22 protein-coding genes are annotated in these 22,876 nt (G+C 69.6%); 15 read left to right on the top strand and 7 right to left on the bottom strand.

What is annotated here, in order from left to right; genetic code table 11:
- Positions 1-18: 18 nt before the first annotated feature.
- Complete coding sequence (locus CF165_RS32630; RefSeq protein ID WP_093951418.1) at positions 19-516, top strand: HNH endonuclease; 498 nt, start codon at positions 19-21, stop codon at positions 514-516.
- Positions 517-747: 231 nt separating this feature from the next.
- On the opposite strand, the gene CF165_RS32625 is transcribed toward CF165_RS32630, so the two are convergent.
- Positions 748-1,119, bottom strand: a complete 372-nt coding sequence (locus CF165_RS32625; RefSeq protein ID WP_093951417.1) for a hypothetical protein — start codon at positions 1,117-1,119, stop codon at positions 748-750.
- A 288-nt stretch (positions 1,120-1,407) separates the two neighbouring features.
- Between CF165_RS32625 and ctaJ the strand changes: the two genes are divergently transcribed.
- Positions 1,408-1,674 carry an aa3-type cytochrome oxidase subunit CtaJ gene (gene ctaJ, locus CF165_RS32620; RefSeq protein WP_093951416.1) on the top strand — a complete coding sequence of 89 codons (267 nt, stop codon included), beginning with the start codon at positions 1,408-1,410 and terminating at the stop codon, positions 1,672-1,674.
- Positions 1,661-2,149 carry a DUF5130 family protein gene (locus CF165_RS32615; protein WP_093951415.1) on the top strand — a complete coding sequence of 163 codons (489 nt, stop codon included), beginning with the start codon at positions 1,661-1,663 and terminating at the stop codon, positions 2,147-2,149. The genes ctaJ and CF165_RS32615 overlap by 14 nt, the downstream gene beginning before the upstream one ends.
- A 157-nt stretch (positions 2,150-2,306) precedes the next feature.
- On the opposite strand, the gene pepN is transcribed toward CF165_RS32615, so the two are convergent.
- Complete coding sequence (gene pepN, locus CF165_RS32610; protein ID WP_093951414.1) at positions 2,307-4,874, bottom strand: aminopeptidase N; 2,568 nt, start codon at positions 4,872-4,874, stop codon at positions 2,307-2,309.
- 154 nt (positions 4,875-5,028) lie between these two features.
- Between pepN and CF165_RS32605 the strand changes: the two genes are divergently transcribed.
- Positions 5,029-5,649, top strand: coding sequence for a mycothiol-dependent nitroreductase Rv2466c family protein (locus CF165_RS32605; protein WP_093951413.1), 621 nt, complete (start codon positions 5,029-5,031; stop codon positions 5,647-5,649).
- 7 nt (positions 5,650-5,656) lie between these two features.
- On the opposite strand, the gene CF165_RS32600 is transcribed toward CF165_RS32605, so the two are convergent.
- Positions 5,657-6,466 (bottom strand): MBL fold metallo-hydrolase, encoded by an 810-nt coding sequence (locus CF165_RS32600; protein ID WP_093951412.1) that lies wholly within the window; start codon positions 6,464-6,466, stop codon positions 5,657-5,659.
- Between the two features lie 124 nt (positions 6,467-6,590).
- Here CF165_RS32600 and CF165_RS32595 point away from each other — a divergent pair, with 124 nt between their 5' ends.
- Both CF165_RS32595 and CF165_RS32590 read left to right on the top strand, forming a co-directional pair.
- Positions 6,591-7,064 (top strand): ribose-5-phosphate isomerase, encoded by a 474-nt coding sequence (locus CF165_RS32595; RefSeq protein WP_093951411.1) that lies wholly within the window; start codon positions 6,591-6,593, stop codon positions 7,062-7,064.
- A complete protein-coding gene (locus CF165_RS32590) occupies positions 7,064-7,870 on the top strand; it encodes an Fpg/Nei family DNA glycosylase (protein WP_093951410.1) in 807 nt (268 codons plus the stop codon). The genes CF165_RS32595 and CF165_RS32590 overlap by 1 nt, the downstream gene beginning before the upstream one ends.
- Positions 7,871-7,880: 10 nt before the next feature.
- Here the strand turns inward: CF165_RS32590 and groL are convergent, their stop codons facing one another.
- Positions 7,881-9,491: a chaperonin GroEL gene (groL, locus tag CF165_RS32585; protein WP_093951409.1), complete on the bottom strand. Its 1,611-nt coding sequence runs from the start codon at positions 9,489-9,491 to the stop codon at positions 7,881-7,883.
- A gap of 118 nt (positions 9,492-9,609) precedes the next feature.
- Here groL and CF165_RS32580 point away from each other — a divergent pair, with 118 nt between their 5' ends.
- The gene (locus tag CF165_RS32580; protein ID WP_093951408.1) at positions 9,610-10,221 is read left to right on the top strand and encodes a TetR/AcrR family transcriptional regulator; all 612 of its coding nucleotides are present in this window, start codon (positions 9,610-9,612) and stop codon (positions 10,219-10,221) included.
- 44 nt (positions 10,222-10,265) lie between these two features.
- On the opposite strand, the gene CF165_RS32575 is transcribed toward CF165_RS32580, so the two are convergent.
- Entirely contained in the window at positions 10,266-11,096 is an 831-nt protein-coding gene (locus CF165_RS32575) for a hypothetical protein (RefSeq protein ID WP_093951407.1), read from the bottom strand.
- Between the two features lie 148 nt (positions 11,097-11,244).
- On the opposite strand from CF165_RS32575, the gene CF165_RS32570 reads away from it, so the two are divergent.
- From CF165_RS32570 to CF165_RS32560, 3 genes are all read left to right on the top strand, one after another.
- Positions 11,245-12,120, top strand: coding sequence for an LLM class F420-dependent oxidoreductase (locus tag CF165_RS32570; RefSeq protein ID WP_093951406.1), 876 nt, complete (start codon positions 11,245-11,247; stop codon positions 12,118-12,120).
- A gap of 5 nt (positions 12,121-12,125) precedes the next feature.
- Entirely contained in the window at positions 12,126-12,572 is a 447-nt protein-coding gene (locus CF165_RS32565; RefSeq protein ID WP_093951405.1) for a nuclear transport factor 2 family protein, read from the top strand.
- A 119-nt stretch (positions 12,573-12,691) separates the two neighbouring features.
- The gene (locus tag CF165_RS32560) at positions 12,692-14,260 is read left to right on the top strand and encodes a carbohydrate-binding protein (RefSeq protein ID WP_093951404.1); all 1,569 of its coding nucleotides are present in this window, start codon (positions 12,692-12,694) and stop codon (positions 14,258-14,260) included.
- Here CF165_RS32560 and CF165_RS32555 read toward each other — a convergent pair.
- Positions 14,257-14,634, bottom strand: a complete 378-nt coding sequence (locus CF165_RS32555; protein WP_093951403.1) for a winged helix-turn-helix transcriptional regulator — start codon at positions 14,632-14,634, stop codon at positions 14,257-14,259. The two genes, CF165_RS32560 and CF165_RS32555, sit on opposite strands and share 4 nt — an antisense overlap.
- A 67-nt stretch (positions 14,635-14,701) precedes the next feature.
- Here CF165_RS32555 and CF165_RS32550 point away from each other — a divergent pair, with 67 nt between their 5' ends.
- From CF165_RS32550 to CF165_RS32535, 4 genes are all read left to right on the top strand, one after another.
- A complete protein-coding gene (locus tag CF165_RS32550; RefSeq protein WP_093951402.1) occupies positions 14,702-15,508 on the top strand; it encodes an NAD(P)H-binding protein in 807 nt (268 codons plus the stop codon).
- Positions 15,505-16,272: an alpha/beta fold hydrolase gene (locus tag CF165_RS32545; RefSeq protein ID WP_093951401.1), complete on the top strand. Its 768-nt coding sequence runs from the start codon at positions 15,505-15,507 to the stop codon at positions 16,270-16,272. The genes CF165_RS32550 and CF165_RS32545 overlap by 4 nt, the downstream gene beginning before the upstream one ends.
- 84 nt (positions 16,273-16,356) lie before the next feature.
- Entirely contained in the window at positions 16,357-16,998 is a 642-nt protein-coding gene (locus CF165_RS32540; protein ID WP_093951400.1) for a maleylpyruvate isomerase family mycothiol-dependent enzyme, read from the top strand.
- A gap of 442 nt (positions 16,999-17,440) precedes the next feature.
- Positions 17,441-17,665, top strand: coding sequence for a hypothetical protein (locus tag CF165_RS32535; RefSeq protein WP_093951399.1), 225 nt, complete (start codon positions 17,441-17,443; stop codon positions 17,663-17,665).
- 689 nt (positions 17,666-18,354) lie between these two features.
- On the opposite strand, the gene CF165_RS32530 is transcribed toward CF165_RS32535, so the two are convergent.
- Complete coding sequence (locus tag CF165_RS32530; protein ID WP_093951398.1) at positions 18,355-20,124, bottom strand: pentapeptide repeat-containing protein; 1,770 nt, start codon at positions 20,122-20,124, stop codon at positions 18,355-18,357.
- An 815-nt stretch (positions 20,125-20,939) separates the two neighbouring features.
- Here CF165_RS32530 and CF165_RS32525 point away from each other — a divergent pair.
- Entirely contained in the window at positions 20,940-22,670 is a 1,731-nt protein-coding gene (locus CF165_RS32525) for an NACHT domain-containing protein (RefSeq protein WP_158226861.1), read from the top strand.
- The last annotated feature ends 206 nt before the right edge of the window (positions 22,671-22,876 follow it).

Below are 22,876 nucleotides of genomic sequence, written 5' to 3'. Positions count from 1 at the left end.
GCCTGGGGCCGGCGCCGGGTGCTCCTGCTCAACGCCACTTTCGAGCCGCTGACCGCGCTGCCGCTGCGGCGCGCTGTCGTGCTCGTGATGTGTGGCAAGGCCGAAGTGGTCCACGGTGACCCCGGCGGGACCGAACTGCATTCGGCGAAGGTTTCGCTGCCGGTGCCTTCGGTGATCCGCCTCAGCACGTACGTGCGGGTACCCTACCGGGCCAAGGTGCCGCTCACGCGCGCCGGGCTCATGCACCGCGACCGGTACCGCTGCGCCTACTGCGGAGGGCGGGCCGAGACGATCGACCACGTCGTCCCGCGCAGCCGGGGTGGCCCCCACAGCTGGACGAACTGCGTCGCCTGCTGCGCCAAGTGCAACCACCGCAAGGCGGACCGGCTGCTCTCGGAGATCGGCTGGCGGCTGCGCGTCGTCCCGCGGGCCCCGCACGGCCCGCACTGGCGGCTGCTCGCGCACTCCAAGGAGGCCGATCCGCTCTGGCGGCCGTATCTCGGCTCCGCTGCCTAGTCCTTCGGGGGTTCGGGTGGCGGAGCCCCCGGCTCGGGGCGGAGCCCCGGACAACGCCGCCTGGCTCTTCGGGGTCCGGGTGGCGGAGCCCGGACAACGCTGCTTGACGCTCTGACGGCCCGGGCGGCGACCCCCGGACAAGCCGGCGCCCCGGCTGCCTTGCGGCGGCCGGGGCGAGCCGGGTGCTTGCGCGATGTTTTCAGGTAGTGCGCGCGGCCCTGGAGTACGGGGTCAGGCAGCCAGGGCGTAGTCGCTCTGGCAGGTGACGCGGGTGCCCATCGTGACTCGCGTGCCCCGGGTGACCCGAGTGCCTCGCGTGACGCGGATGCCGCAGGTGACCCGTGTCCCCGCCGTCACCCGCGTGCCCATCGTGACCCGCGTGCCACGGGTGACCCGGGTACCGCGCGTGACCCGCGTCCCCGCCGTCACCCGGGTGCCCGCCGTCACCCGCGTGCCTGCCGTGACGCGTGTACCGCGAGTGACACGTGTACCGCGGGTAACCCTTGTGCCCGCCGTCACACGCGTTCCGGGGAGGAATTCGGTTTCGCTGGGTGACGAAAGGGTCGCGGTGATCGCCTGAGCGGGGGTCTGGACGCTGTTCATGGCAAGGCCTCCTGGGACCGATGCGTTACCTGCTGGGGCTGAGGAGCGGGGCGCAAGGCCCGTATAGGTGAAAAAGCTACGAGGATTTCAAGGCGGCGACAAGACGACAGCGGCGGGTGCGGCCGCCTGTACGTTGAGTTGCAACCTTTCGGCCCGACGGTCTTCGCCCCAACGTTCCAGTGCCCGCAAGCCAAGCGGCGGACGGCAGTCGGCTTACGACGAACGGTCGAGTGCGGGCGCGCGCGGTGGCTTCAGTGTCTTCGGAGGTCATCCGATACGCTCAGCGCCGTGAACGTTGTCGAGACGATCGTGGTGTTCGCCGTGATCCCGCTGGCCATCTACGGCCTCGCCGGGCTGCTGACGCTCCGGCGCAGGTCGGGGGCCGCCCCGCGGTACCGGTCCGGCCAGGCCTGGGACTACCCGGCCATGTGGTGGAGCGCCAACCCCGAAGGGGTCGGCGAGGGGCACCGGTACGCCGGCGCCGAAAACGCCGCCCAAAACAGCGCGCCCGAGGGCGCCCCGACCGCGGCGGGAGGCGCTCGTGGCAACTGGTGAGCTGACGAAGCGCGTCGACGAGTCCGAGCTGGGCTACGGCGAGGCCATCACGAACAGCGGCCGCCTGTCGGCCGCGAAGATGTACGAGCCGGCCACGCCCGCCGGGCCGTTCAACACGCGGCAGCTGGCCCGCCTCGACGAGGCGCTGACGTTCGCGAGCCGCGAGACCGGCCTGGACTTCAGCCTCTACCTCGGCGAGCTCGGCGAGGACAGCCGGTCGACGGCGGAGAAGCTGCACTCGACGACGGCCGACCCGGCGAACGCGGTCCTGATCGCGGTGTCCCCGGGCGAGCGGAAGATCGAGATCGTCACGGGCAAGACGGCGTACCTGCGCCTCCCGGACCGTGGCGCCAAGCTGGCGGTGGCCAGCATGGTGGCGTCGTTCAAGGAAGGCGACCTGGTCCGCGGACTGGTCAACGGCCTGGTGAACGCGCTGCGCATGCTGTCCGACCAGGCGGGCCCCGCGCCCCGCTGACCCGAGACGCGAAAGAGCCCCGCACCTGCTCGAGGTGCGGGGCTCCTTCGTGTCCTGAGCCGGTCTCAAGCGCCCCAATGTGGCGTTGGTTGCGTCCAGCGCACCCAATGTGGCGTTCGGTGCGTCAGACGCACCGAACGCCACATTGGGGCGGTCGTCAGGCCTGGGCGTCGAAGTCCCGGGCCGCCAACGCGCGCACGATGCCCGCGCGTCCCTCCGAGACCAGCCGCCTCAAGGCCTGCGGGTGCTCGCCGGCCAGCCAGTCGTCGGACGCCGACACCGTCTCCGGGTCCACCGCCCACGACGGGTACAGCCCGATCGCGATCGGCTGCGCGCGCTCGCTCGAGCGCCGCTGCCACACCTCGTCGATCACCTCGAAGTACTTGGCCACGTACGAACCCAGCAGCGCCTTCTGGCCCGGGTGCGAGAAGCCCGAGATGAGCGAGTCGCTGACCGCGTTCGGCAGCTCGTCGTCGTACACCGCGCGCTGCCACGCGTCGGCCTTGGCCTCCGCCGTCGGGCGCAGCGCCCGGGCGCGTTCCGCCTGGCGGCGGCCCGTGGCCGTGTTGTCGCGGGCCAGCTCGGCGTCGATCTCCGCCGCATCCGCCTTGCCGTGGGCCACCAGCGCGTGCAGCAGGCGCCAGCGCAGGTCCGTGTCGACCGTGAGACCTTCCAAAGGCGCGGACCCGTCGAGCCAGCCGGACAGCACCGACAACGTGGGACCGTCCAGCACCGACCCGGCCAGCGAGTTCACGAACGCCAGCTGGTGGTCCGAACCCGGCTCGGCGTCTCGGACCAGCTCCAGCAGCCGCGCGGTGAACGCCGGCCAGCCGGTCGAGGCCGCCCACTCCTGCTCGGCGTAGGAGTTCAGCGCCGTCTGGGCCTGCAGCAGCAGCCGCTGGACGACGCCGACCTCGCTCTCGGTGTGGATGCCGCGCTGCACCAGCGTGACGAAGTCGCGGGCCTTCAGCTCGGCTTCGCGGGTCATCTCCCACGCCGCCGACCAGCACAGCGTGCGCGGCAGCGGCTCGGTGATGTCGGCGATGCGGTCGATCAGCGTGGTCAGCGACGCCGGGTCGAGCCGCATCGTGCAGTAGGTCAGGTCGTCGTCGTTGACCAGCACCAGCTTGCCCGCCGGCTGCCCGACCAGGTCCGGCACCTCGGTGCGCTCGCCGTCGACGTCCAGCTCGACGCGGTGCTTCCGGACGATCTTCCCGGACGAGTCCTCGTCGTAGACGCCGACCGCGACGCGGTGCGTGCGCAGCTCACCCGCGCCCGGCTTCGCGCCGGACTGCACGACGGCGAACGACGTGAACGTCCCGTCCGCGCCGATTTCGTAGCGCGGGCTCAGCGAGTTCAGCCCGGTGGTCTCCAGCCACTGCGCGCTCCACCACGACAGGTCGCGGCCGGACGCCTCCTCCAGCGCGCCCAGCAGGTCGGCCAGGGTGGCGTTGCCCCAGGCGTGCTTGCCGAAGTACACCTTCAGGCCGTCGAGGAAGTGGTCCAGCCCGACGTAGGCGACGAGCTGCTTGAGCACGCTCGCGCCCTTGGCGTAGGTGATGCCGTCGAAGTTGACCTCGACCGCGTGCAGGTCGACGATGTCGGCCGCGATCGGGTGCGTCGAAGGCAGCTGGTCCTGCCGGTAGGCCCACGACTTCTCGATGTTCGCGAAGCTGGTCCACGCGTTCTTGTACTCGGTGGCCTCGGCCTGGGCCAGCACGCTCGCGAAGGTCGCGAACGACTCGTTCAGCCACAGGTCGTCCCACCAGCGCATGGTGACCAGGTCGCCGAACCACATGTGCGCCATCTCGTGCAGCAGCGTCTCGGCGCGCCGCTCGTAGGCGTAGCGGGTGACGCGGCTGCGGAAGACGTAGTCCTCCAGGAACGTCACCGCGCCGGCGTTCTCCATCGCGCCCGCGTTGAACTCCGGCACGAACAGCTGGTCGTACTTGGAGAACGGGTAGGGCGTGCCGAACTTCTCGTGGTAGAAGCCGAAGCCCTGCTTGGTCTCGGTGAACAGCCGGTCGGCGTCCATGTGCTCGGCCAGCGACGCGCGGCAGTAGATGCCGAGCGGGATGGTCTTGTGGGCGTCGGTGTACTCGTCGCGCCACTGGGCGTACGGGCCGGCGATCAGCGCGACCAGGTAGGTCGACAGCCGCTCGGACTCCTTGAACACCGTCCGGACGGCGCCTTCCGGCGTCTCCCCGGATGCTTCCACCATCGTGTTCGAGACGACTTTCCAGTCCTTCGGCGCGACGACGGTGAGCCGGTAGACCGACTTCAGGTCGGGCTGGTCGAAGCAGGCGAACATCCGCTTGGCGTCCGCCGTCTCGAACTGGGTGTACAGGTAGACGCCGTCGTCGACCGGGTCGACGAACCGGTGCAGGCCTTCGCCGGTGTTCATGTACCGGCAGTCGGCGGTCACGGTGAGCTCGTTCGCCTCGGCCAGCCCGGCCAGCGCGATGCCCTTGTCCTCGACGTACGCGGTGACGTCGACGTCCGCGCCGTTCAGGGTGGCCGAGTGCACGCGGTCGGCGACGATGTCGACCCACGTCGATTCGCCGGCCCGGGCGCTGGAGAACCGGACGGTCGTCTTCGACGCGAAGGTCTTCTCCCCGGGTCCGCCGTGGCCGTCGGTCAGATCGAGCTCGATGTCGTAAGCGGTGACTTCGAGCAGATCCGCGCGCAGCTTGGCTTGGTCGCGGGTCAGGTTGGGGGCGGGCACAGGCACCTCTGGTCGTTGGTATCGGTTTTCAACTCCCCGCATCCAATCATGGGGACGGGGTGGGGGGCGATAAGGGAACAACCCCGCGTTTCCCGGTGTTGGCCCGTCGTGTGGGGGTGTGCCCCATCTCGAGACGTGACCCAGGAGTGCCCCGATGACCGCAGCCGAGCAGCCCACGAAGGTCGACTTCTACTTCGACCCGATCTGCCCGTTCGCGTGGATCACCTCCCGCTGGATCCTGGAGGTGGAGAAGCACCGCAACCTCGACCTGCGCTTCCGGATCATGAGCCTGTCGGTGCTGAACGAAGGCCGGGACGAGCTGCCCGAGCAGTACAAGGAACTGCTGTCCCAGGGCTGGGGCCCGGTGCGCGTGGCCGTGGCGCTGTCGCAGCTCAAGGGCGAGGAGATGCTGCGCGAGTACTACACCGAGTTCGGCACCCGCTACCACAACCAGGGCAACAAGGACCGCGACCAGGTCATCAAGGAGGCGCTGGCCGCGATCGGCGCCCCCGCCGAGCTCTTCGACGCCGCGGACTCCACGGAGTACGACGAGGCGCTGAAGAAGAGCCACCACGAGGGCATGGACCCGGTCGGCCAGGACGTCGGCACGCCGACGATCCACATCGACGGCGTGGCGTTCTTCGGCCCGGTGCTGAGCTCGATCCCGCGTGGCGAAGACGCGCTGAAGGTGTTCGACGGCGCGGTGGCGCTGGCGAGCTACCCGGACTTCTTCGAGCTCAAGCGCACCCGGACGGGTGAGCTGAACTTCGGCTGAGCCGTCTTCAGGGGGTCGCGAGGGCGGCCAGGGTGACGTCGCTGGGGTAGCGGGAGGCTGCCACGGCGGCCACCTCGGTCGTCTCGCCGCGGCCCACGCCCGCCTTGAGCGAGATCAGCTCGTGCAAGCCGTCGCGGTGGTGGCGGACGAAGGCCGCGTCGACCGGGTCGCCGTGGCCGGGCACGACGACGCGCGGCTCCAGCGCGAGGATCGCGTCGAGGGCGTCCGGCCAGGCGGTCAGGTCGGTCTCCTCGCTGAAGGAAAACGCGCTGAACCCGGCTTCGGCGTGCTCGACGACGTCGCCGGCGAAGACGACCCCCGCGTCCGGGACGTGCACGACCACGTCGTGGTCGGTGTGCGCGCGGCCGGGGTGCAGCAGGACGGCCGTGCGGCCGCCGAGGTCGAGTTCGACGCGTCCGGTGAACGTGTGGTCCGGGGCCGTGATGGTCGTGCGTGAGATCGCCTCGGCGATCTCCGGCTTGCCTTCGCCGCGGTAGTGGGCCATCCATCTGGCGCGGGCGGCCTCGGTGTCCCCGGTCAGGTCGGCGGCACAGCGCTCGTGCGCCCAGACCTCGCACGGCAGGAACGACTCGGTGCCCCAGGCGTGGTCGAAGTGCGCGTGCGTGCAGACCACGGCCCACGGCAGCGGGGTGATCTCGCGGACGGCGGCGGCCAGCTCGGTGCCCTGCTCGACGTCGCCGCGGGTGTCGACGACCAGGCAGCGCCCGGCGCCCACGACCAGCCCGACCGTCAGGTCCAGCTCCTCGTAGCGGCGCGCGTGCACGCCGTCGGCGACCTCGGTCCAGCGGCCGGTCATGCCTCGGCTCCTTCGCTCGTGATCGTCCCCGGCAGGGACGTGGGTCACACCGGGGAGGCGGGCACCCGCCCGGATCCCCACCCGGAGCATGCCCGAAACCGGGCGTGATGGCAGACTCCCAGCCGTGCGTGTCTACTTGGGATCCGACCATGCCGGTTTCGAGCTGAAGAACCACCTGGTGGCTCACCTGGAGAAGCAGGGCCACGAGGTCACCGACATCGGCCCGCACGTCTACGACGCGGCCGACGACTACCCGGCGTTCTGCGTCGAGACGGCGCTGCGCGTGGTGGCCGACGAAGGCAGCCGCGGCATCGTCGTCGGCGGCTCCGGCAACGGTGAGCAGATCGCCGCGAACAAGGTCCCGGGCGCGCGCTGCGGCCTGGCCTGGAGCGTCGAGACCGCCCAGCTGTGCCGGGAGCACAACCACGCCCAGCTGATCGGCGTCGGCGCCCGGATGCACACCGCCGAGGACGCCACCGAAATCGTCGAAGCGTTCCTGGCGACGGAGGTCTCGCAGGAGGAGCGGCACGCGCGCCGGGTCCAGCAGCTGCTGGACTACGAGCGCACCGGCACCCCGCCGGCGCTGCCGGAGGCCTGATGCCCGAGGGGCACACGCTCCACCGGCTCGCGCGGTTGCACAAGCGCCGGTTCGCCGGCGCCCCGGTGGCGGTCAGCAGCCCGCAGGGCCGGTTCGCCGCCGAAGCGTCCCGTTTGGACGGTCAGGTGTTCGTCGGCGCCGAGGCGCACGGCAAGCACCTGTTCCACGACTACGGCCCGCACGGGATCGTGCACATCCACCTGGGTCTCTACGGCACCTTCGGCGAAGCCCCGCTGCCCGCGTCCGAGCCGGTGGGCCAGGTCCGGCTGCGGCTGGCCGGCCGGACACATTGGACGGACCTGCGCGGGCCCACGAAGTGCGAGCTGCTCGACCCCGCGCAGGCCGACGCGATCAAGGCCCGGCTCGGTCCCGACCCGCTGCGGCGTGACGCGAAACCCGAGCTGGCCTGGGCGCGCGTTTCGCGGTCCAAGACGTCGATCGCCGCGTTGCTGATGGATCAGGCGGTCCTCGCGGGCGTCGGCAACGTCTACCGCGCCGAGGTGCTGTTCCGCCACGGCGTCGCCCCGCTCACGCCGGGGCGGGCGCTGGACCGCACGCTGTGGGACGACCTGTGGGCGGACCTGGTGACCCTGATGCGGGACGGCGTCCGCGTCGGCCGCATCGACACGGTCCGCCCGGAACACCTGCCGGAGGCGATGGGGCGCGCGGCCCGGGTCGACCGCCACGGCGGCGAGGTCTACGTCTACCGCCGCGCCGGCGAACCGTGCCTGGTGTGCGGGACGCCGGTGGCGCACTCGGAACTGGTCGGGCGGAACCTCTACTGGTGCCCGAAGTGCCAGCCCTGACCGGCGCGCCTCAGAAGTCCATCGGCGGCTCCGGTGCCGCCGTCGCGCCGGTTTCGGGCTTGTCGGTGACGACCGCCTCCGTGGTGAGGAACAGCGCCGCGATGGACGCCGCGTTCTGCAGTGCCGAGCGCGTGACCTTCGCCGGGTCGAGGATCCCCGCGGCGATCAGGTCGACGTAGGCGCCGCTCGCCGCGTCGAGCCCGTGCCCGGCCGGCAGGCCGCGGACCTTCTCCGCGACGACGCCGCCCTCAAGCCCGGCGTTGACGGCGATCTGCTTGAGCGGAGCCTCCAGCGCCACCTTGACGATGTTCGCGCCGGTGGCTTCGTCGCCGGTGAGGCCGAGCCCGGCGAACACGCCGCCGGCCTGGGCGAGCGCGACGCCGCCCCCGGCGACGATGCCCTCCTCGACGGCCGCCTTCGCGTTCCGGACGGCGTCCTCGATGCGGTGCTTGCGCTCCTTGAGCTCGACCTCGGTGGCCGCGCCCGCCTTGATCACCGCGACCCCGCCGGACAGCCTGGCCAGCCGCTCCTGCAGCTTCTCCCGGTCGTAGTCCGATTCGCTGCGCTCGATCTCGGACCGGATCTGCGCGGCCCGCCCGGCGATCCGCTCCGGGTCGCCGCCGCCGTCGACGATCGTGGTGTCGTCCTTGGTCACGACCACCCGCCGCGCCCGGCCGAGCACCGGCAGCCCGGCGGTTTCGAGCTTCAGGCCGACCTTTTCGGAGACGACCTCGCCGCCGGTGAGCACGGCCATGTCGGCCAGCATCGCCTCGCGGCGGTCGCCGAACCCGGGTGCCTTGACCGCGACCGAGGAGAACGTGCCCTTGAGCTTGTTGAGGATCAGCGTCGCCAGTGCCTCGCCCTCGACGTCCTCGGCGACGATCACCAGCGGCCTGCTCTGGCGCATGACCTCGTCCAGGATCGGCAGCAGCTCCTTGACCGACCCGATCTTCGCCGCCACGAACAGCAGGTAGGGGTCGTCGAACACCGTCTCCATCCGCTCGGTGTCGGTGGCGAAGTGCGGCGCCAGGTAACCCTTGTCGAACCGCATGCCCTCGGTCAGCTCCAGCTCGAGGCCGAAGGTGTTCGACTCCTCGACCGTGATCACGCCCTCCTTGCCGACCTTGTCCATCGCCTCCGCGATCAGCTCGCCGATGGCCGGGTCGGCGGCGGAGATCGACGCCGTGGCCGCGATCTGCTCCCGGGTTTCGACCTCCTGGGCACCCTTCAGCAGGTGCTGCGCGACGGCGTCGACGGCCTTTTCGATGCCGCGCTTGAGTTCCAGCGGGTTCGCGCCGGCCGCGACGTTGCGCAGGCCTTCGCGGACGAGGGCCTGGGCGAGCACGGTGGCGGTGGTGGTGCCGTCCCCGGCGACGTCGTCGGTCTTCTTGGCGACCTCCTTGACCAGCTCCGCGCCGATCTTCTCCCACGGGTCGTCCAGCTCGATCTCCTTGGCGATCGAGACCCCGTCGTTGGTGATGGTCGGCGCGCCCCACTTCTTGTCGAGCACGACGTTGCGGCCCCGCGGGCCCAGCGTCACCTTCACGGCGTCGGCCAGGGTGTTCATGCCCCGTTCGAGCCCGCGCCGCGCCTGTTCGTCGAAAGCGATCATCTTCGCCATGGCTGTTCCTCTTCCTGGGTCGGCTGGCACTCGTGCCTCCCGAGTGCCAGACCGGAGCATACACAAAAGTGCGTGCACGCAAAATTGCGCACGCGCAAGAAAGCGGTAAGGTGGGGCCATGAGCGAGAACGGTGGGTTGCGTGAGCGCAAGAAGGCCGCGACGCGCGAGGCGCTCAGCGCCGCGGCACTGCGGCTGGCGCTGGAGCGCGGGCCGGAGAACCTGCGGGTCGACGAGATAGCCGAGGCGGCAGGCGTGTCGCCGCGGACCTACAACAACTACTTTTCCAGCCGGGAACAGGCGATCGTGGCCGCGATCGCGGCCGAACGCGCCCTGCGGATCGGTGCGGCGCTGCGGGCCCGGCCGGCCGATGAGCCGCTGGCCGACGCCGTCGTCGAAGCGGTGGCCGGGCAGTACGGGGCCGAACCGCCAGGGGAGGCGCTGGCGCTGTTGAGGGCCGCGCCGAACCTGCGGGCCGAGTTCGTCGACACGATCGGCGGGATCGAAGACCCCCTGGCCGTGGCCATCGCGGACCGCACCGGCCACGACGACCTGACGAACGCCGTGCTCGCGGCGATGGTCTCGGCGGCCGCCCGGGTCGCGGTCAAGCGCTGGATCGAGCCCGTCGGCCAGGGGCTGCTCGTCGTGCCGCGGGGCTCACTGGACGAGCACCTGCGCGAGGCGCTGGCCCACGTCAAACCGGCGCTGCGGGCGGCGGATCCCCGCTCCTGACGCGAAACGGCGGCGGTTTCCGGGAAACCGCCGCCGCCGGGAGTTCAGAAGTCGAAGCCGCCCCCGTCGAAGCCCCCGCCGTCGAACCCGCCGCCGTCGAAGCCGCCGAAGTCGCCGCCGCCGAAGTCCTGGCCGCCGCCGTCTCCGCCGAAGTCGCCTCCGCCGTCGCCACCCATGTCGCCTCCGCCGTCGCCGCCCATGTCACCGGACTCGAGCGCGTCCTGCTGGCCCGCGTCGTAACCGGACTCCCAGGCCGAGGCGCTCGCGATGCCGCCCATGCCGGAGAACATCGCGCTGAACAGGAACATCGACCCGAGACCCCAGGCGCCGGCGACGAGCGCGGGCTTCCACCACGGCTCGCTGTACCAGCCCTGCGGGACCGGACGGCCCGCGACGCGGCCGCCGGGGTAGTAGTACGGCGTGTCCTGGCCCGCGTCGGGGGAGGCGGCGTAGTGCTGGCCCTCGACGTCGACCTCGCGGCGCTCGGTGACCTTGCCGGCGCGCTCGCGCTCGGCCTCCTCCGGCAGCTGCGGGCCGGGGTCCATGCCCATCGCGGTGCGCGCCGCGCGGACGTAGTACAGGCCCTCGATGGCGGTCTCCTTGACCAGCCGGGCCTGCTCGATCGTGCGGGCCTGCTCCATCTGCGAGCCGGCCGCGTTGTAGCGCTCGGCGGCGTCGGCCATCGCCTGCTGCGACGCGGTGTCCGTGCCGTTCAGGTTGAGCACCTGGCCGCCGAGCCGCTCGACGAGGCGCCGGGCGTCGGCCTTGGCGTCGTCGAGCTCGCGCTGCCGGGCCGCGGCGCGCTGCCGCGAGAAGTAGAGGCCGCCACCGACGATCACGACGACGAGCACGATCAGGAAGATCGCGGTGCCCATGGACAACTCCCAGGAAGTTCGCGGCTCGGTGACGAATGGTCACCTTTGATTCGGACAACGCGGACGCTACGCGGTGGGTTCCCGGCGGGTGATCAGGGCCACCGGAAGACCTGGCCGAAAAAACTAGAACACGTTATAGTTCGTCCTCATGAAGTTCACCCTGTCGATCGCGATGAACCCCCTCGATCAGCTGGGCGAGCTCGCCCGGGCCGCCGAAGAGGCCGGCTTCGCCTCCATTGCCCTGCCCGACTCGCTCTTCTACGCCGAGACGGTGGACACGGACTACCCGTACACGCCCGACGGCAGCCGGTTCTGGACCGCGGAGACGCCCTGGGTGGACCCGCTCGTCGCGACGGCGGCGATGGGCGCGGTCACCAGCCGGATCCGCTTCTACACGTCGGTGCTCAAGCTCGGCTCGCGCAACCCGGTGCTGCTGGCGCGTCAGGTCGGCTCGGCCGCGGTGCTCACCGGCGGCCGGTTCGGCCTCGGGCTCGGCGTCGGCTGGCTGCCGCAGGAGTTCGAGTACTGCGGCGTGCCGTTCGAGCGGCGTGGCAAGCGCGTCGACGAGGCGATCGAGGTGCTGCGGCTGATCCTCGGTGGCGGCATGGTCGAGTTCCACGGCGAGTTCTACGACTTCGACAAGATCCAGATGAGCCCCGCGCCGCCGACGCGGGTGCCGTTCTACATCGGTGGCCACACCGAAGTCGCGCTGAAGCGCGCCGCGCGGGTCGCCGACGGCTGGTCGTCGGCGATGATGAAGCTCGACGAGCTGCGCGACACCATCGCCCGGCTCAAGGAGCTGCTGGCCGAGCACGGCCGCGCCGGCGACCCGTTCGAGTACCAGGCCGTCTGCATCGACAAGTTCGGCCTCGACGGCTACCGCGAGCAGGCCGAAGCCGGCGTCACGGACGTCATCACCATGCCGTGGGTGTTCGACGGCGTCGGGTTCGACGCGCCGGTCGGGCCGAAGCTCGAAGCGATCCGCAAGTTCGGGGCCGAAATCATCGCCAAGTTCGAGGAGTGACTTCCATGGGCGTGCAGGTCAGCTGGGACACCACGGCGGAGCAGCCGCCGGCGCGGCGGGCGGCGTTCGCCTCGATGACCGCGGCGACGGCGGGGGACAAGGAGGCCTGGCTGGCGCTCTTCGCGCCCGACGGGGTGGTGGAGGACCCGGTCGGGCCGTCGATGTTCGACGCCGAGGGCAAGGGGCACCACGGCCGCGAGGGGCTCAGCGCGTTCTGGGACATGACCATCGCCAACGTGGAGCGCTTCGAGTTCGTCATCCGCGACTCGCACGCGGCGGGCGACGAGGTGGCCAACGTCGGCACGATCACGACGTACCTGCCGGGCGGCTACCGCGTCGACACCGACGGGGTCTTCGTCTACCGCGTCCGCGAAGACGGCCTGGTGACGTCGATGCGGGCGTTCTGGGAGACCGAACGCGCGATGGCCACGGCCCGGAAGGTGACGGAGTAGGCGTCCCGGCCAGCGGAAACCCGATTTCATATCTGATACATCGTCTCTTGACTCCCGGTTAGGCAGGACTCTTTACTAACTGGTGAAGACCTCTGATGTCTCCACCTCCGGGAGTGCGCATGTCCTTATTTCGACGCATCGCGAGCGCGGCCGCCACGCTCGCGATCGCGGCAAGTGGTCTCGTCGTGTGCCAATCCGAGGCGCTCGCCCTCGAAAACGGCCTGCTGCGCACGCCACCGATGGGCTTCAACAACTGGAACTCCACGCAGTGCCGCGCGGAGTTCAACGAGGCGATGATCAAGGGCATCGCGGACATCTTCGTCTCGAAGGGCCTCAAGGACGCGGGCTACACCTACGTCAACATCGACGACTGCTGGGCGCTGCCGTCGCGCAACTCGGCGGGCAACCTGGTGCCCGACCCGGCACGCTTTCCCAACGGCATCAAGGCACTCGCCGACTACGTGCACGGCAAGGGCCTGAAGTTCGGCATCTACACCAGCGCCGGCACGAAGACCTGCAACAAGGCGGGTTTCCCCGGCGCGCTGGACCACGAGCAGCAGGACGCGAACCTGTTCGCCTCCTGGGGTGTCGACTACCTGAAGTACGACAACTGCAACAACCAGGGCGTCGACGCGCAGCAGCGGTACAAGGCGATGCGGGACGCGCTGGCGAAGTCCGGCCGCGCCATCGCGTACTCGATCTGCGAGTGGGGCCAGAACAAGCCGTGGACCTGGGCCGCGCCGGTCGGCAACCTGTGGCGCACCACCGGCGACATCTCCGACAAGTGGTCGAGCATGATCGGCAAGGCGCAGACCAACCGCGGCCTCGCGCAGTACGCCGGACCCGGGCACTGGAACGACCCGGACATGCTCGAGGTCGGCAACGGCGGGATGACCGCGGCGGAGTACCGCACGCACTTCAGCCTCTGGGCCATGATGGCGGCGCCGCTGCTGATCGGCAGTGACCTGCGGAAGGTGTCGGACGACAACTTCGCGATCCTGAAGAACACCGACGTCATCGCGCTCGACCAGGACACGCTGGGCAAGCAGGCGACCGTGCTGAGCGCGAACTCCGGCCTGGTCGTCTACAGCAAGGTTCTCTCCAACGGCGACCGCGCGGTGGCGCTGTCCAACGAGACGTCCGCGACGGCGACGATCAGCACTTCGGCTTCGGCGACGGGGATCGGCAGCGCGTCCTCTTACACGCTGAAAGACCTGTGGAGCAAGGCGACTCGGACGACCACGGGCACCATCAGCGCCTCGGTGCCTTCGCACGCGACCGTGCTGTACCGCGTGTCCCGTGCCGGTGGCTCGACCCGCTACGAAGCCGAATCCGCTTCCCTGTCGACCGGCGGCACGATCGACGCGAACCACGCGGGTTTCTCGGGAACCGGCTTCGCGAACGGCGCCAACGCCGTCGGCAGCTACGTCGAGTGGCAGGTGAACGGGCCGGCGTCGGCGCTGGCGTTCGGCTACGCGAACGGCACGGCGGCGGCCCGTCCGGTGGACATCTCGGTCGACGGCACGGTGGTGGCCACCGGCGTGCCGTTCCCGGCGACCGGCGCCTGGACGACGTGGAGCACGGTCACCCAGCCGGTGAACCTGGCCGCCGGAACGCACACGGTCCGGCTGACCGCGACGACGGCCGACGGCCCGGCGAACCTCGACTACGTGGACGTGTCGGGCTAGCCGGCTCGGCCGGGGCGGCGTTCGCGGGCGTCGTAGTCCGCGCGCGCCGCCTCGACCCGGCCGAGGTTGGGCGACCACTCGGCGAGGCCGGCGAACAACGGGCCGAGGCTGCGGCCCAGTTCGCTGATCTCGTACTCCACCCGCGGCGGAACCTCGGCGTGGTAGGTGCGCACGACGAGGCCGTCGCGCTCCAGCTGCCGCAGCCGCTGGGTGAGCACCTTCGGCGTGATCGTGGCGATGCGGCGTTCCAGCTCCACGAACCGCTGCCGCCCGAACTCGTTGAGCGTCCACAGGATCGGCGTCGTCCAGCGGCTGAAGACGATGTCGACGACCGGGGCGATCGGGCAGGCCAGCTCGGGTGTGGTCTCGGTCACTTTCGGGGCCTCCAGCCAATACTTTCCTCTAGGTACCTACTATACCCAGGAAGGTAACGTCGTTCCCATGATCATGGTGATGGGAGCGACGGGAAACGTCGGGCAGCCGCTGGTGCGAATCTTGGCCGCGGCAGGAGAAGAAGTGACGGCGGTGTCCCGCCGGATCGAGGAAGTGCCGGCGGGAGTCCTTGCCCGCCAAGGAGATCTGGCCGACCCTTCGACGCTGCCTTTCGAAGGCGTGTCGGCGGTCTTCCTGATGGTGCCGGGAGACTTCCGGGGGACGCTGGAGCCGGTGCTGGCGCGGGCGCGCGCCGCCGGCGTGACGCGGGTGGTGCTGCTGTCGACGCAGGGCGTCGGAACCGGACGGTTCCCGGCGGTGTTCGAGGACGCGGTGCGGGCATCCGGTCTGAAGTGGACAGCGCTGCGCCCGGCGGGCTTCGCGTCGAACGCCTTCCAGTGGGCGGAAAGCGTGCGCACCCGCCGGGAGGTCGCGGCGCCGTTCGGCGAGGTCGCGTTGCCGGTGATCGACCCGGAGGACATCGCCTCGGTGGCGGCGGCCGCGTTGCGCGACGCGTCGCACGAGGGAAAGACATATGTGCTGACGGGCCCGTCCCCGGTGACGCCCCGCGACCAGGCGGAGGCCATCGGCGAGGCCGTGGGCGAGCCGGTGCGGTTCGTGCCTCAGACGCGGGAAGAAGCGCGGTCGGTGCTGCTGGGCTTCATGCCGCCGCACGTGGCGGACGCGACGCTGGACATCCTCGGCACGCCGACGCCCGAGGAACAGCAGGTGAGCCCGGACGTCGAGCGGGTACTGGGTCGCCCGCCGAAGCCGTTCACCGACTGGGCGGCGCGGTTCGCGGGAGCGTTCAAGTGACAGTCCTGGCCTACCGTGAGCAGGGCACCGGCGCACCGGTGGTGTTCCTGCACGGCAACCCGACGTCGTCTTATTTGTGGCGCAACGTGATGCCGTCCCTGCCGGGGCGGCGGCTGGCGCCGGACCTGATCGGCATGGGTGACTCGCCCAAGCCCGGCATCGCGTACACGTTCGAGGACCACGCGCGCTACCTGGACGAGTGGTTCGACGCGCTCGCGCTGGAGGACGTCGTCCTGGTCGGCCACGACTGGGGCGGCGCGCTGGCGGCGGACTGGGCGTCGCGGCACCCGTCGCGTGTGCGGGGCTTGGCGTTCACCGAAGCGGTCTTGAAGCCGATGACGTGGGAGGAGTTCCCGCCGGCGGGCGCGGAGGTGTTCCGCGCGATCAAGACGTCCGGCGAGTCTCTCATCGGGGACTTCCTGTCCGGGCTCCCGCCGGAGTACGCGCGCCCGTATCCGACTCCGGAATCGCGGATCCCGCTGCTGCAGTGGGCGCGTTCACTGCCCCTGGGCGGCGAGCCGGCGTCGGTGGTGGCCCGGATCGAGGCGTTCGGCCAGTGGCTGGGTGTCACCCCGGAGATCCCGAAGCTGCTGGTCACGTTCGAGCCGGGCCCGGACGCGATGTTGACGCCGCCGATGGTGGAGTGGATGGCCGGGACGTTCGCGTCGCTGAAGGTGGTGCACCACCCGGTGGTGGCGGGCCACCACACGCCGGAGGACCAGCCGGAGCTGCTGGCCGGGACGCTGGCCGCCTGGCTGCCCTGAGGTCAGCAATCGGGGACAACCGGCCGCCGGGGCGCGCTCGTACGCTCGATGTCGGCCGGTTTTCCTCCGAGGCAAGGACTCCGCATGGAAGAAGCACGGATGTGGGCCGGAGTGGAGCGTGCCCGGTTGCGGCTGGCGGACCTCCTCGAGAATCTCCCCGAACAGGACTGGGAGCGGCCGTCGTTGTGCACCGGCTGGCGGATCCGCGACGTGGCCGCGCACTTGGCGGGCAACGCCCAGTTCGGCGCGGGGGACTGGTTCCGCGAGGCGCTCCGCGCGAGGGGCAGGTTCAACCGCATGATCAGCGAATCGGCCCGGCGCCTGGCCGCCCAGCCGCCGGGCCCGCTGGTGGCCCAGTTGCGCGACCACGCGGCCTCGCGCAGAGTGCCACCGGCCCCGGGTGCAGGCCCGGATTCGACGATCATGGACGTGCTGACGCATACGCAGGACATCGCGCTGGCCTTGGGCCGCGAGCCGGAGGTGCCCCCGGAGGACGCGGTGGCGGGCCTGGGCAGCCTGTGGAAGCTGCGGTTCCCGTTCAACCCGCGTAAACAATTGGCGGGGTTGCGCTTGATCGCCTCGGACGCGGATTGGGCGGTGGGCACAGGCCCGGAGGTGAGAGGCCCGGCGGCAGGCTTCTTGCTTTTGCTGACCGGCCGCCCGGCGGCGTACGAGCGTTTGAGTGGCCCGGGGCTGGACCTGGCCCGCGCAAAGCAGGCGGCGTAGCGCGCTGACGGCTGACCGGGGCGGCGCGGTGATGCCCGGCTTCTCGGTGCGTTTTGAACCCGCACTACGGCGGGCGAATGACCACGGACAACGGAACCACCGCTCGCAGGGGCGGCACCGTGGGCCTGGGGCTCGGCCCCCGCGATACAACCCGGATTCCGCGAGGGGCCCGGGCGTTCCCTGGGCATGCTTCACCCAAGGAATCTGGTCGGTGATTCAGCACCTCGCTCTGCCGTACGCGGACCGCTCCGGCTACCGCAACGTGTGGCGGTCGTGACCTGCGTCAACTTGCGGCAGTCGAACATGTGTTCTACGCTCGGCCAGGCGTCGGGCAGGTAGGGGAAGTACCTGCCCGACGCCTCGCACGAGGAGCGCGTCATGGTCACGAAGGCGATGAAGTTCGAACCCAAACCCACCCGATATCGCCGGCGGTAGCACGCACATGGATAAGCCCGATCTCACCGAGGCGACCACGTACGTCGTCGCCGGCCAGTCCGGCGCCGTCGACCGCTGGCACGTCCTGCCCGACATGACCGTGATCTACGAGCGTCGACCCGGTGAGTTCGAGGAAGCACGCGTGCTCACGGCGAGCACGCTTCGCGACCGGCCGTCATGGGTTGAAGTCTCGGCTGGTCAGGCTGACGACGGTCGCCTAGGCCGTCTGTAGTCGAAGGTTCGCCGTGCATCCTAAGGATGCGTGTCCGGGGACGACGAGGGACTAATCCGGGCGCCGGCCCCCTGGCGGGCGGGTGGTCGGCGGACCCCGACGACGATGTCAAACCAGTCGAGGAACTCGGCCACGGTGCCGATTTGTCGTACTCGATCATGCATACGTCGAGGAAAGCCGCGGTTACCAGCGCGGCACGGCGACTCGTCCCCGTCAGGCGACCGACGGTCAATCAAGATCAACAGTACCGTCCGCGAAGCACTTCCCGAGCAGGATGAGCGGTCCGCCGAGCGGCATGGCCTGCTTACCTTGGCTAGTCAGATCCTGACCAGCACCGCTCATACCTGCAGGGCAGTGGTCATTTTCGGGGCGCTTGCTGGGCTGGCAGCCGGCACGGTGCTGCTCACCGGAGTTTCCCGCGTCGACCTCGGTCCGATCCACATCACCATTCGCGAGGCGTCCGCAGACGGCGAGCACCGCTAGCGGTCGCGAGGATCCGGGCGATGCTCGGGTTCACGCAGTCGTAGGGGCGGTCGGAACGTGGACCTCGGTTCACGTTCCGGTCCACCAAATGCTGATCGCTCGAGCTAAGTTGCACTGTTCGCGGCCACCTGTGCAGCCTGACGCCCAGGTCGCCGACTATCCACAGGTCGATGCGAAACTAGGGATCAGAAGGTCGTTGCGGTCTGTCATCGTTTTACCCGGGCGCGTACGGCGAGGGCAGCCAGGGCGAGCAGGATCGGGCCGACGAAACGAGCCACCATGACCGTCCAGATTCCTGCTGTTGTCAGTTTCTGGCCGGCGTCGCGGAACACGACCGCTCCCAGCGCGACGCGCACCGAAGTATCGACACGGTCCAGGGTCCACCGGGCATTGCCTGGCGGCAGCTGTGGCGCAACGTCTGTGGAGGTAGTAACGGTCTCCTGGCCGCCGCCAGGGGTTACGCGAGTCACTGTCGTTAACTGCGACGTCGGGCCAGCTGCGGGCAGGCCACAGGTGATCAGTACGACAGCCAGTACGGCGACTACCCCGACGAGCGCGGTGACGGCGCGTGATGCGCGCTGCCCGTACCCGGAGATCAGCCAGTAAGCCCAGAGCACCGCCCGCTCGACGGGGGACGTTCCGGCAGCACGTCGGCGGGCCTCTTGCTCACCGAAGTAGAAGTCCCCGGCGTTGGCCTCGTTCTTGCCGTCCTCCAGCGCCTTACGCAACGAGCGATACAACGCCGCCAGCCGGTTCGGCCCAACCTGCTCCACCTGCTCGGTATCGAACGGCTCAGAAGCAAGCCACCCTGACGTCGGCTTCCATCTAGCTCGCCATGGATGCTCCTCGAATATCACCTGCCGTCTGGGATGCCACAAGGCCCGCACTCGCCGCGGCGACTGCGGGAACGGACTGTCGCCCTCGATGCGCAGCTTGTCCAGGTGATGCGCCCCCGCGAAGCGACACCATCGCAGGTCAACGTCGGTCAGTGCCAGTTCTGACACGTCGGTCCCGCGAAGAGACATCAATACCGGACGGTGGTCAATGGAACTGTTCTTCTCACGCCAGCTCTTGACCTGCGCTTCTGTAGCGAGTGCTGTCGCTGACGGGCCGAGGGAGGAGGCAGCGCCAAACAAGACTTCGGCGAGATCGACCCGGCTATGTCGGAAACGCAGTTCCACGCCTCCGGAAAATCGCGCCCGCTGGCAAGAGACCTCGCCGGCTTCGGCCTCGACGACGACCGCGACCCCGAACTGTGCCCCACGGACGTCCAGCCGGTCGGCCGTCAGTGGGCCCAGGCGCTCGCACCGGGGAAAGATTGTCCCCCTGAAGTAGGCGTTGTTGGTGAAGGTTGTGCGGGCGAAGGAGGCGTTCTCGGTGAACGTCGCGCCGTCGAAGTAGGCGTTGTTGGTGAAGGTCGCGCCAACGAAGTGGGCGTTCTTGGTGAAGGTCGTGCTGGTGAAGTGGGCGTTCTTGGTGAAGGTCGTGCTGGTGAAGTGGGCGTTCTTGGTGAAGGTCGCGTCGCGGAAGTAGGCGTTCTTGGTGAAGGTCGCGTCGTCGAAGGAGGCGTGCAGGGCGAAAGTCGTCCTGCTGAAATAGGCGTTCTCGGTGAAGGTCGCGTCGTCGAAGGAGGTGTTCTTAGTGAAGGTCGTGTCGGTGAAGTAGGCGCCTCCGGTGAACGTCGCGCCACGGAAGTCAGCGCGACCAAGTTGCGGCCTTGGAGGTGACTCGGGTGGTGTGACAGCCTGCGTGAGCCGGTTGATCAACTCTGAATCGAGGGTGGTATAGCGAACGTCGAGGTCGGCTCCAGGGGACAGCTCCGAAAGGAAGGTGTCGAGTTGCGTTGGGTCCAGGTGCGCAAGGCAGTGGTCGACGCCGGCGACCTGAACTCCAGGACACCGATTGCCTGGTTCCCCGACGATTATCGCGCATCTGGGGGGCTTGCCCCCGGTGTCGACAGAGTCCGTGGTCGTCATTGTGGACAGGCTCGGTGGGTAGGTGTGAAGCCGATGGGCTGCCGAGACTGTGCCCGGATCAATATTCGCACGTTTGAGAGTCGCTGGACGGCCTCCGGTCGCTACATCGCCTGCACGGCGAGAGGGTCGCCATGAAGTTGATCAATGACGATCACGATGACTGCGAACACCCGTCACGAGGATGCTGTCAAGCCAGCCCAGACACAGCTTGAGCCAGGTCGACCAGTCGTAGCCGTTCCCCGATGGGATAGGCCTGCGCTTTTGCAAGGCGGGGTCAGGGGTTCGATTCCCCTCGGATCCACCCACGAGCGGGCGAGGTATGTCGGCGGAAGGCGTCGACTGCCGCGCCCGTCCGTTCGTCCAAGGCCTCGGGATCGCACGAATTCCCGGCGAAGCGTCACAACTCGCGTTCGCCGTGCGACTGATCCGGCATGATGCGGAAGTGGTGGTGGGTCGTCGGCGCCGTCATGGTCGTTGGGGGGCTTGGGTGGTGGGTCCTGCAGGTGACGCTCCTCGACCCCACTGAACGCGGCAACGCCAGCGGGTACGGGCAGTTCGTCCTCGCCGCCGCTGGGATTCTGCTCACCCTCTGGCAGGTCGGGAACGCGCGTGCCGGCTCCGGGCGGACTCCCGTGCACGACCTCGACGGGCTCACCGACGTCATCGCCACGGCCGTGCGGGTTCAGTGGCAGGACGCCGCCGTCGAACGAGGACTGCTCCAGGCCACGCCGCTGCCCATCCGGTGGCAGCGTTGCGGTGAGCCCGTCGCCGGGCCGCTCGCCGCCGCCACCGGGGGACGGCCAGGGTTCGAGCCCTTGCCCGGCATCGAACGCGTCACCGCGCGGCAGCTGCGCGAAGGGACACACCGCACTCTGCACCGCGTCTACGGCGGCCTCGCGTCCGGACGGCTCATCCTCGCCGGAGGCGCCGGCAGCGGCAAGACCTCGGCGGCCGTCCTGCTGCTCCTGGACGCGCTGCGCTACCGCGAACAGTCCGTCAACCGCGCCGCGATTCCCGTCCCTGTGCTGTTCACCTTGCAGGACTGGGATCCCACGACCACTCCGCTTCAGGAATGGCTCACCACGAAGCTCACCGAGCTGCCTCCGCTAGCCGGCCGCCGGGGCCGGGCCCGGGCGACCGCGCTCCTGAACGCCGAACGCGTCTCGGTGTTCCTCGATGGGCTCGACGAGATGCCACAGGCCGTGCGCTCGGTGGCCCTTCAGGCCCTCAGCAGGCAGGCCACCTCGCGGCTGGTCCTGCTCACCCGCACCGACGAACTCGTCGAAGCGGCCCGCGACCACGTCCTGGCCGGTGCCGTCGCCCTGGAACTCAAACCGCTGACCGCGTCCGACGCCGCCGAACACCTCGTGCAGACGCTCACCGACCCCGCGCCGCCCCACTGGCGGAAGCTGATCGACACGCTGACCGACCAGCCCGGCAGCGTCGTCGCCCAGGCCCTGACCAGCCCGCTGACCATCACCCTCGTCCGCGACGTCTACCCGGTCGCGGCCGCCGGGCACACGCCGGACGAACTCCTCGACACCGTCCGGTTCCCCCGCCCGGACGACATCACCCAGCACCTGCTCGACCAGGCCATCACCGCCGCCTACACCGCCCGTCCGGCGCAGCCGCCGCCCCGGTACTCGCCCGACGTCGCCCACCGCGCGATGACCATGCTCGCCACCCACCTGCGGGACCACGGTTCCCGCGACTTCGTCCGGTGGGACCTCCCGAACTGGATCCCACGCCCGAAACGTATCGTCATCAGCGCACTGTTTGGTGCTGCGGCCGGAGCTGCTCTCGTGGGTACCTTGGCCGTCGTGGGACTCTCACTCAGCTCCAGCTCCAGCTCCAGCTTCGCGGACGCAGCCGTGCACGGGTTTCTCGTTGCCGCGGTGGGAGGGCTCGGTTTCGGCACGCTGTTCGGGGCCGCGGCGGGATGGTTCCCAGGGGTCAGGCCGACGACAGTCGGTAAGGTGTCCAGTTGGCGCACCATGTGGGGCGACTTCGTCTCGACATTCACCCTCGGGGTCATCTTCATCAGGCTTATCGCCATCGTCCTCGTCGACGTCATGGGCGGCGTCGTGATGGCACTCATCTTTTCCGACGTGCTCCGCGGGATCCTCTTCGCCTGCATTACCCTCGCTGGTGCCGTGATTGCGATCATGTCGGACTGGATCGATCCGCCCGCTGCCATGCGGCCGCATGGGCTCTGGCGAGCCGACCTCGCCGTCAAGCTCAGCTTAGGCTTGCTGCTAGGACTGGCAGTTAGTGCGGGCAATAATGGCCATCTTCCTGACATCCTTGCGCGCAGCCTCTATGTGGCGTTCGGGCTCTTGATGGGGCTCTTTTCGACCGAGGCGTGGCTGGTCATCCTGAGCCAGATCTACTTCCGGATCCGCTGGCGCACGCCGCTGCTGCTCGGCCGTTTCCTCGAAGACGCGCGCGCCCGGCACCTCCTACGCACCGTCGGCCCCACCTACCAGTTCCGCCACGTGACACTGCAGGACCGGCTCGCCCCGCCACTCTCCACGGTAGACGCCTAATTTCTGACCCGAGACGCCCGCGCGGGAAGCCACGAACAATCCAAGTCATTGATCGAACGCGTGTTCGAATTGTGCGGGACCGTCGCGCAGTCGTCAAGCGGAACCTTGCGCTGTGGCGACGGTCGCCCTGTGCTGCAATCCGGTCGCTGAGCGAGCCGGGATCTTGGTCCACCTTCTGGTCCACGAACTGCTGTGCACCCGTGCCG

It is taken from the genome of Amycolatopsis vastitatis (assembly GCF_002234595.1).
Taxonomy (GTDB): Bacteria; Actinomycetota; Actinomycetes; order Mycobacteriales; family Pseudonocardiaceae; genus Amycolatopsis; species Amycolatopsis vastitatis.
The sequence above is the reverse complement of the archived record's forward strand: the minus strand, read 5'-3'. Positions and strand labels throughout refer to the sequence as shown.

Excerpts from the sequence above, each read along its gene's own strand:
- CF165_RS32625 (WP_093951417.1), bottom strand. The coding sequence starts at position 1,119 with ATGAACAGCGTCCAGACCCCCGCTCAGGCGATCACCGCGACCCTTTCG.
- CF165_RS32605 (WP_093951413.1), top strand. The coding sequence starts at position 5,029 with ATGACCGCAGCCGAGCAGCCCACGAAGGTCGACTTCTACTTCGACCCG.
- CF165_RS32600 (WP_093951412.1), bottom strand. The coding sequence starts at position 6,466 with ATGACCGGCCGCTGGACCGAGGTCGCCGACGGCGTGCACGCGCGCCGC.
- CF165_RS32590 (WP_093951410.1), top strand. The coding sequence starts at position 7,064 with ATGCCCGAGGGGCACACGCTCCACCGGCTCGCGCGGTTGCACAAGCGC.
- groL (WP_093951409.1), bottom strand. The coding sequence starts at position 9,491 with ATGGCGAAGATGATCGCTTTCGACGAACAGGCGCGGCGCGGGCTCGAA.
- CF165_RS32580 (WP_093951408.1), top strand. The coding sequence starts at position 9,610 with ATGAGCGAGAACGGTGGGTTGCGTGAGCGCAAGAAGGCCGCGACGCGC.
- CF165_RS32575 (WP_093951407.1), bottom strand. The coding sequence starts at position 11,096 with ATGGGCACCGCGATCTTCCTGATCGTGCTCGTCGTCGTGATCGTCGGT.
- CF165_RS32570 (WP_093951406.1), top strand. The coding sequence starts at position 11,245 with ATGAAGTTCACCCTGTCGATCGCGATGAACCCCCTCGATCAGCTGGGC.
- CF165_RS32565 (WP_093951405.1), top strand. The coding sequence starts at position 12,126 with ATGGGCGTGCAGGTCAGCTGGGACACCACGGCGGAGCAGCCGCCGGCG.
- CF165_RS32560 (WP_093951404.1), top strand. The coding sequence starts at position 12,692 with ATGTCCTTATTTCGACGCATCGCGAGCGCGGCCGCCACGCTCGCGATC.
- CF165_RS32550 (WP_093951402.1), top strand. The coding sequence starts at position 14,702 with ATGATCATGGTGATGGGAGCGACGGGAAACGTCGGGCAGCCGCTGGTG.
- CF165_RS32540 (WP_093951400.1), top strand. The coding sequence starts at position 16,357 with ATGGAAGAAGCACGGATGTGGGCCGGAGTGGAGCGTGCCCGGTTGCGG.
- CF165_RS32535 (WP_093951399.1), top strand. The coding sequence starts at position 17,441 with ATGGATAAGCCCGATCTCACCGAGGCGACCACGTACGTCGTCGCCGGC.
- CF165_RS32530 (WP_093951398.1), bottom strand. The coding sequence starts at position 20,124 with ATGACGACCACGGACTCTGTCGACACCGGGGGCAAGCCCCCCAGATGC.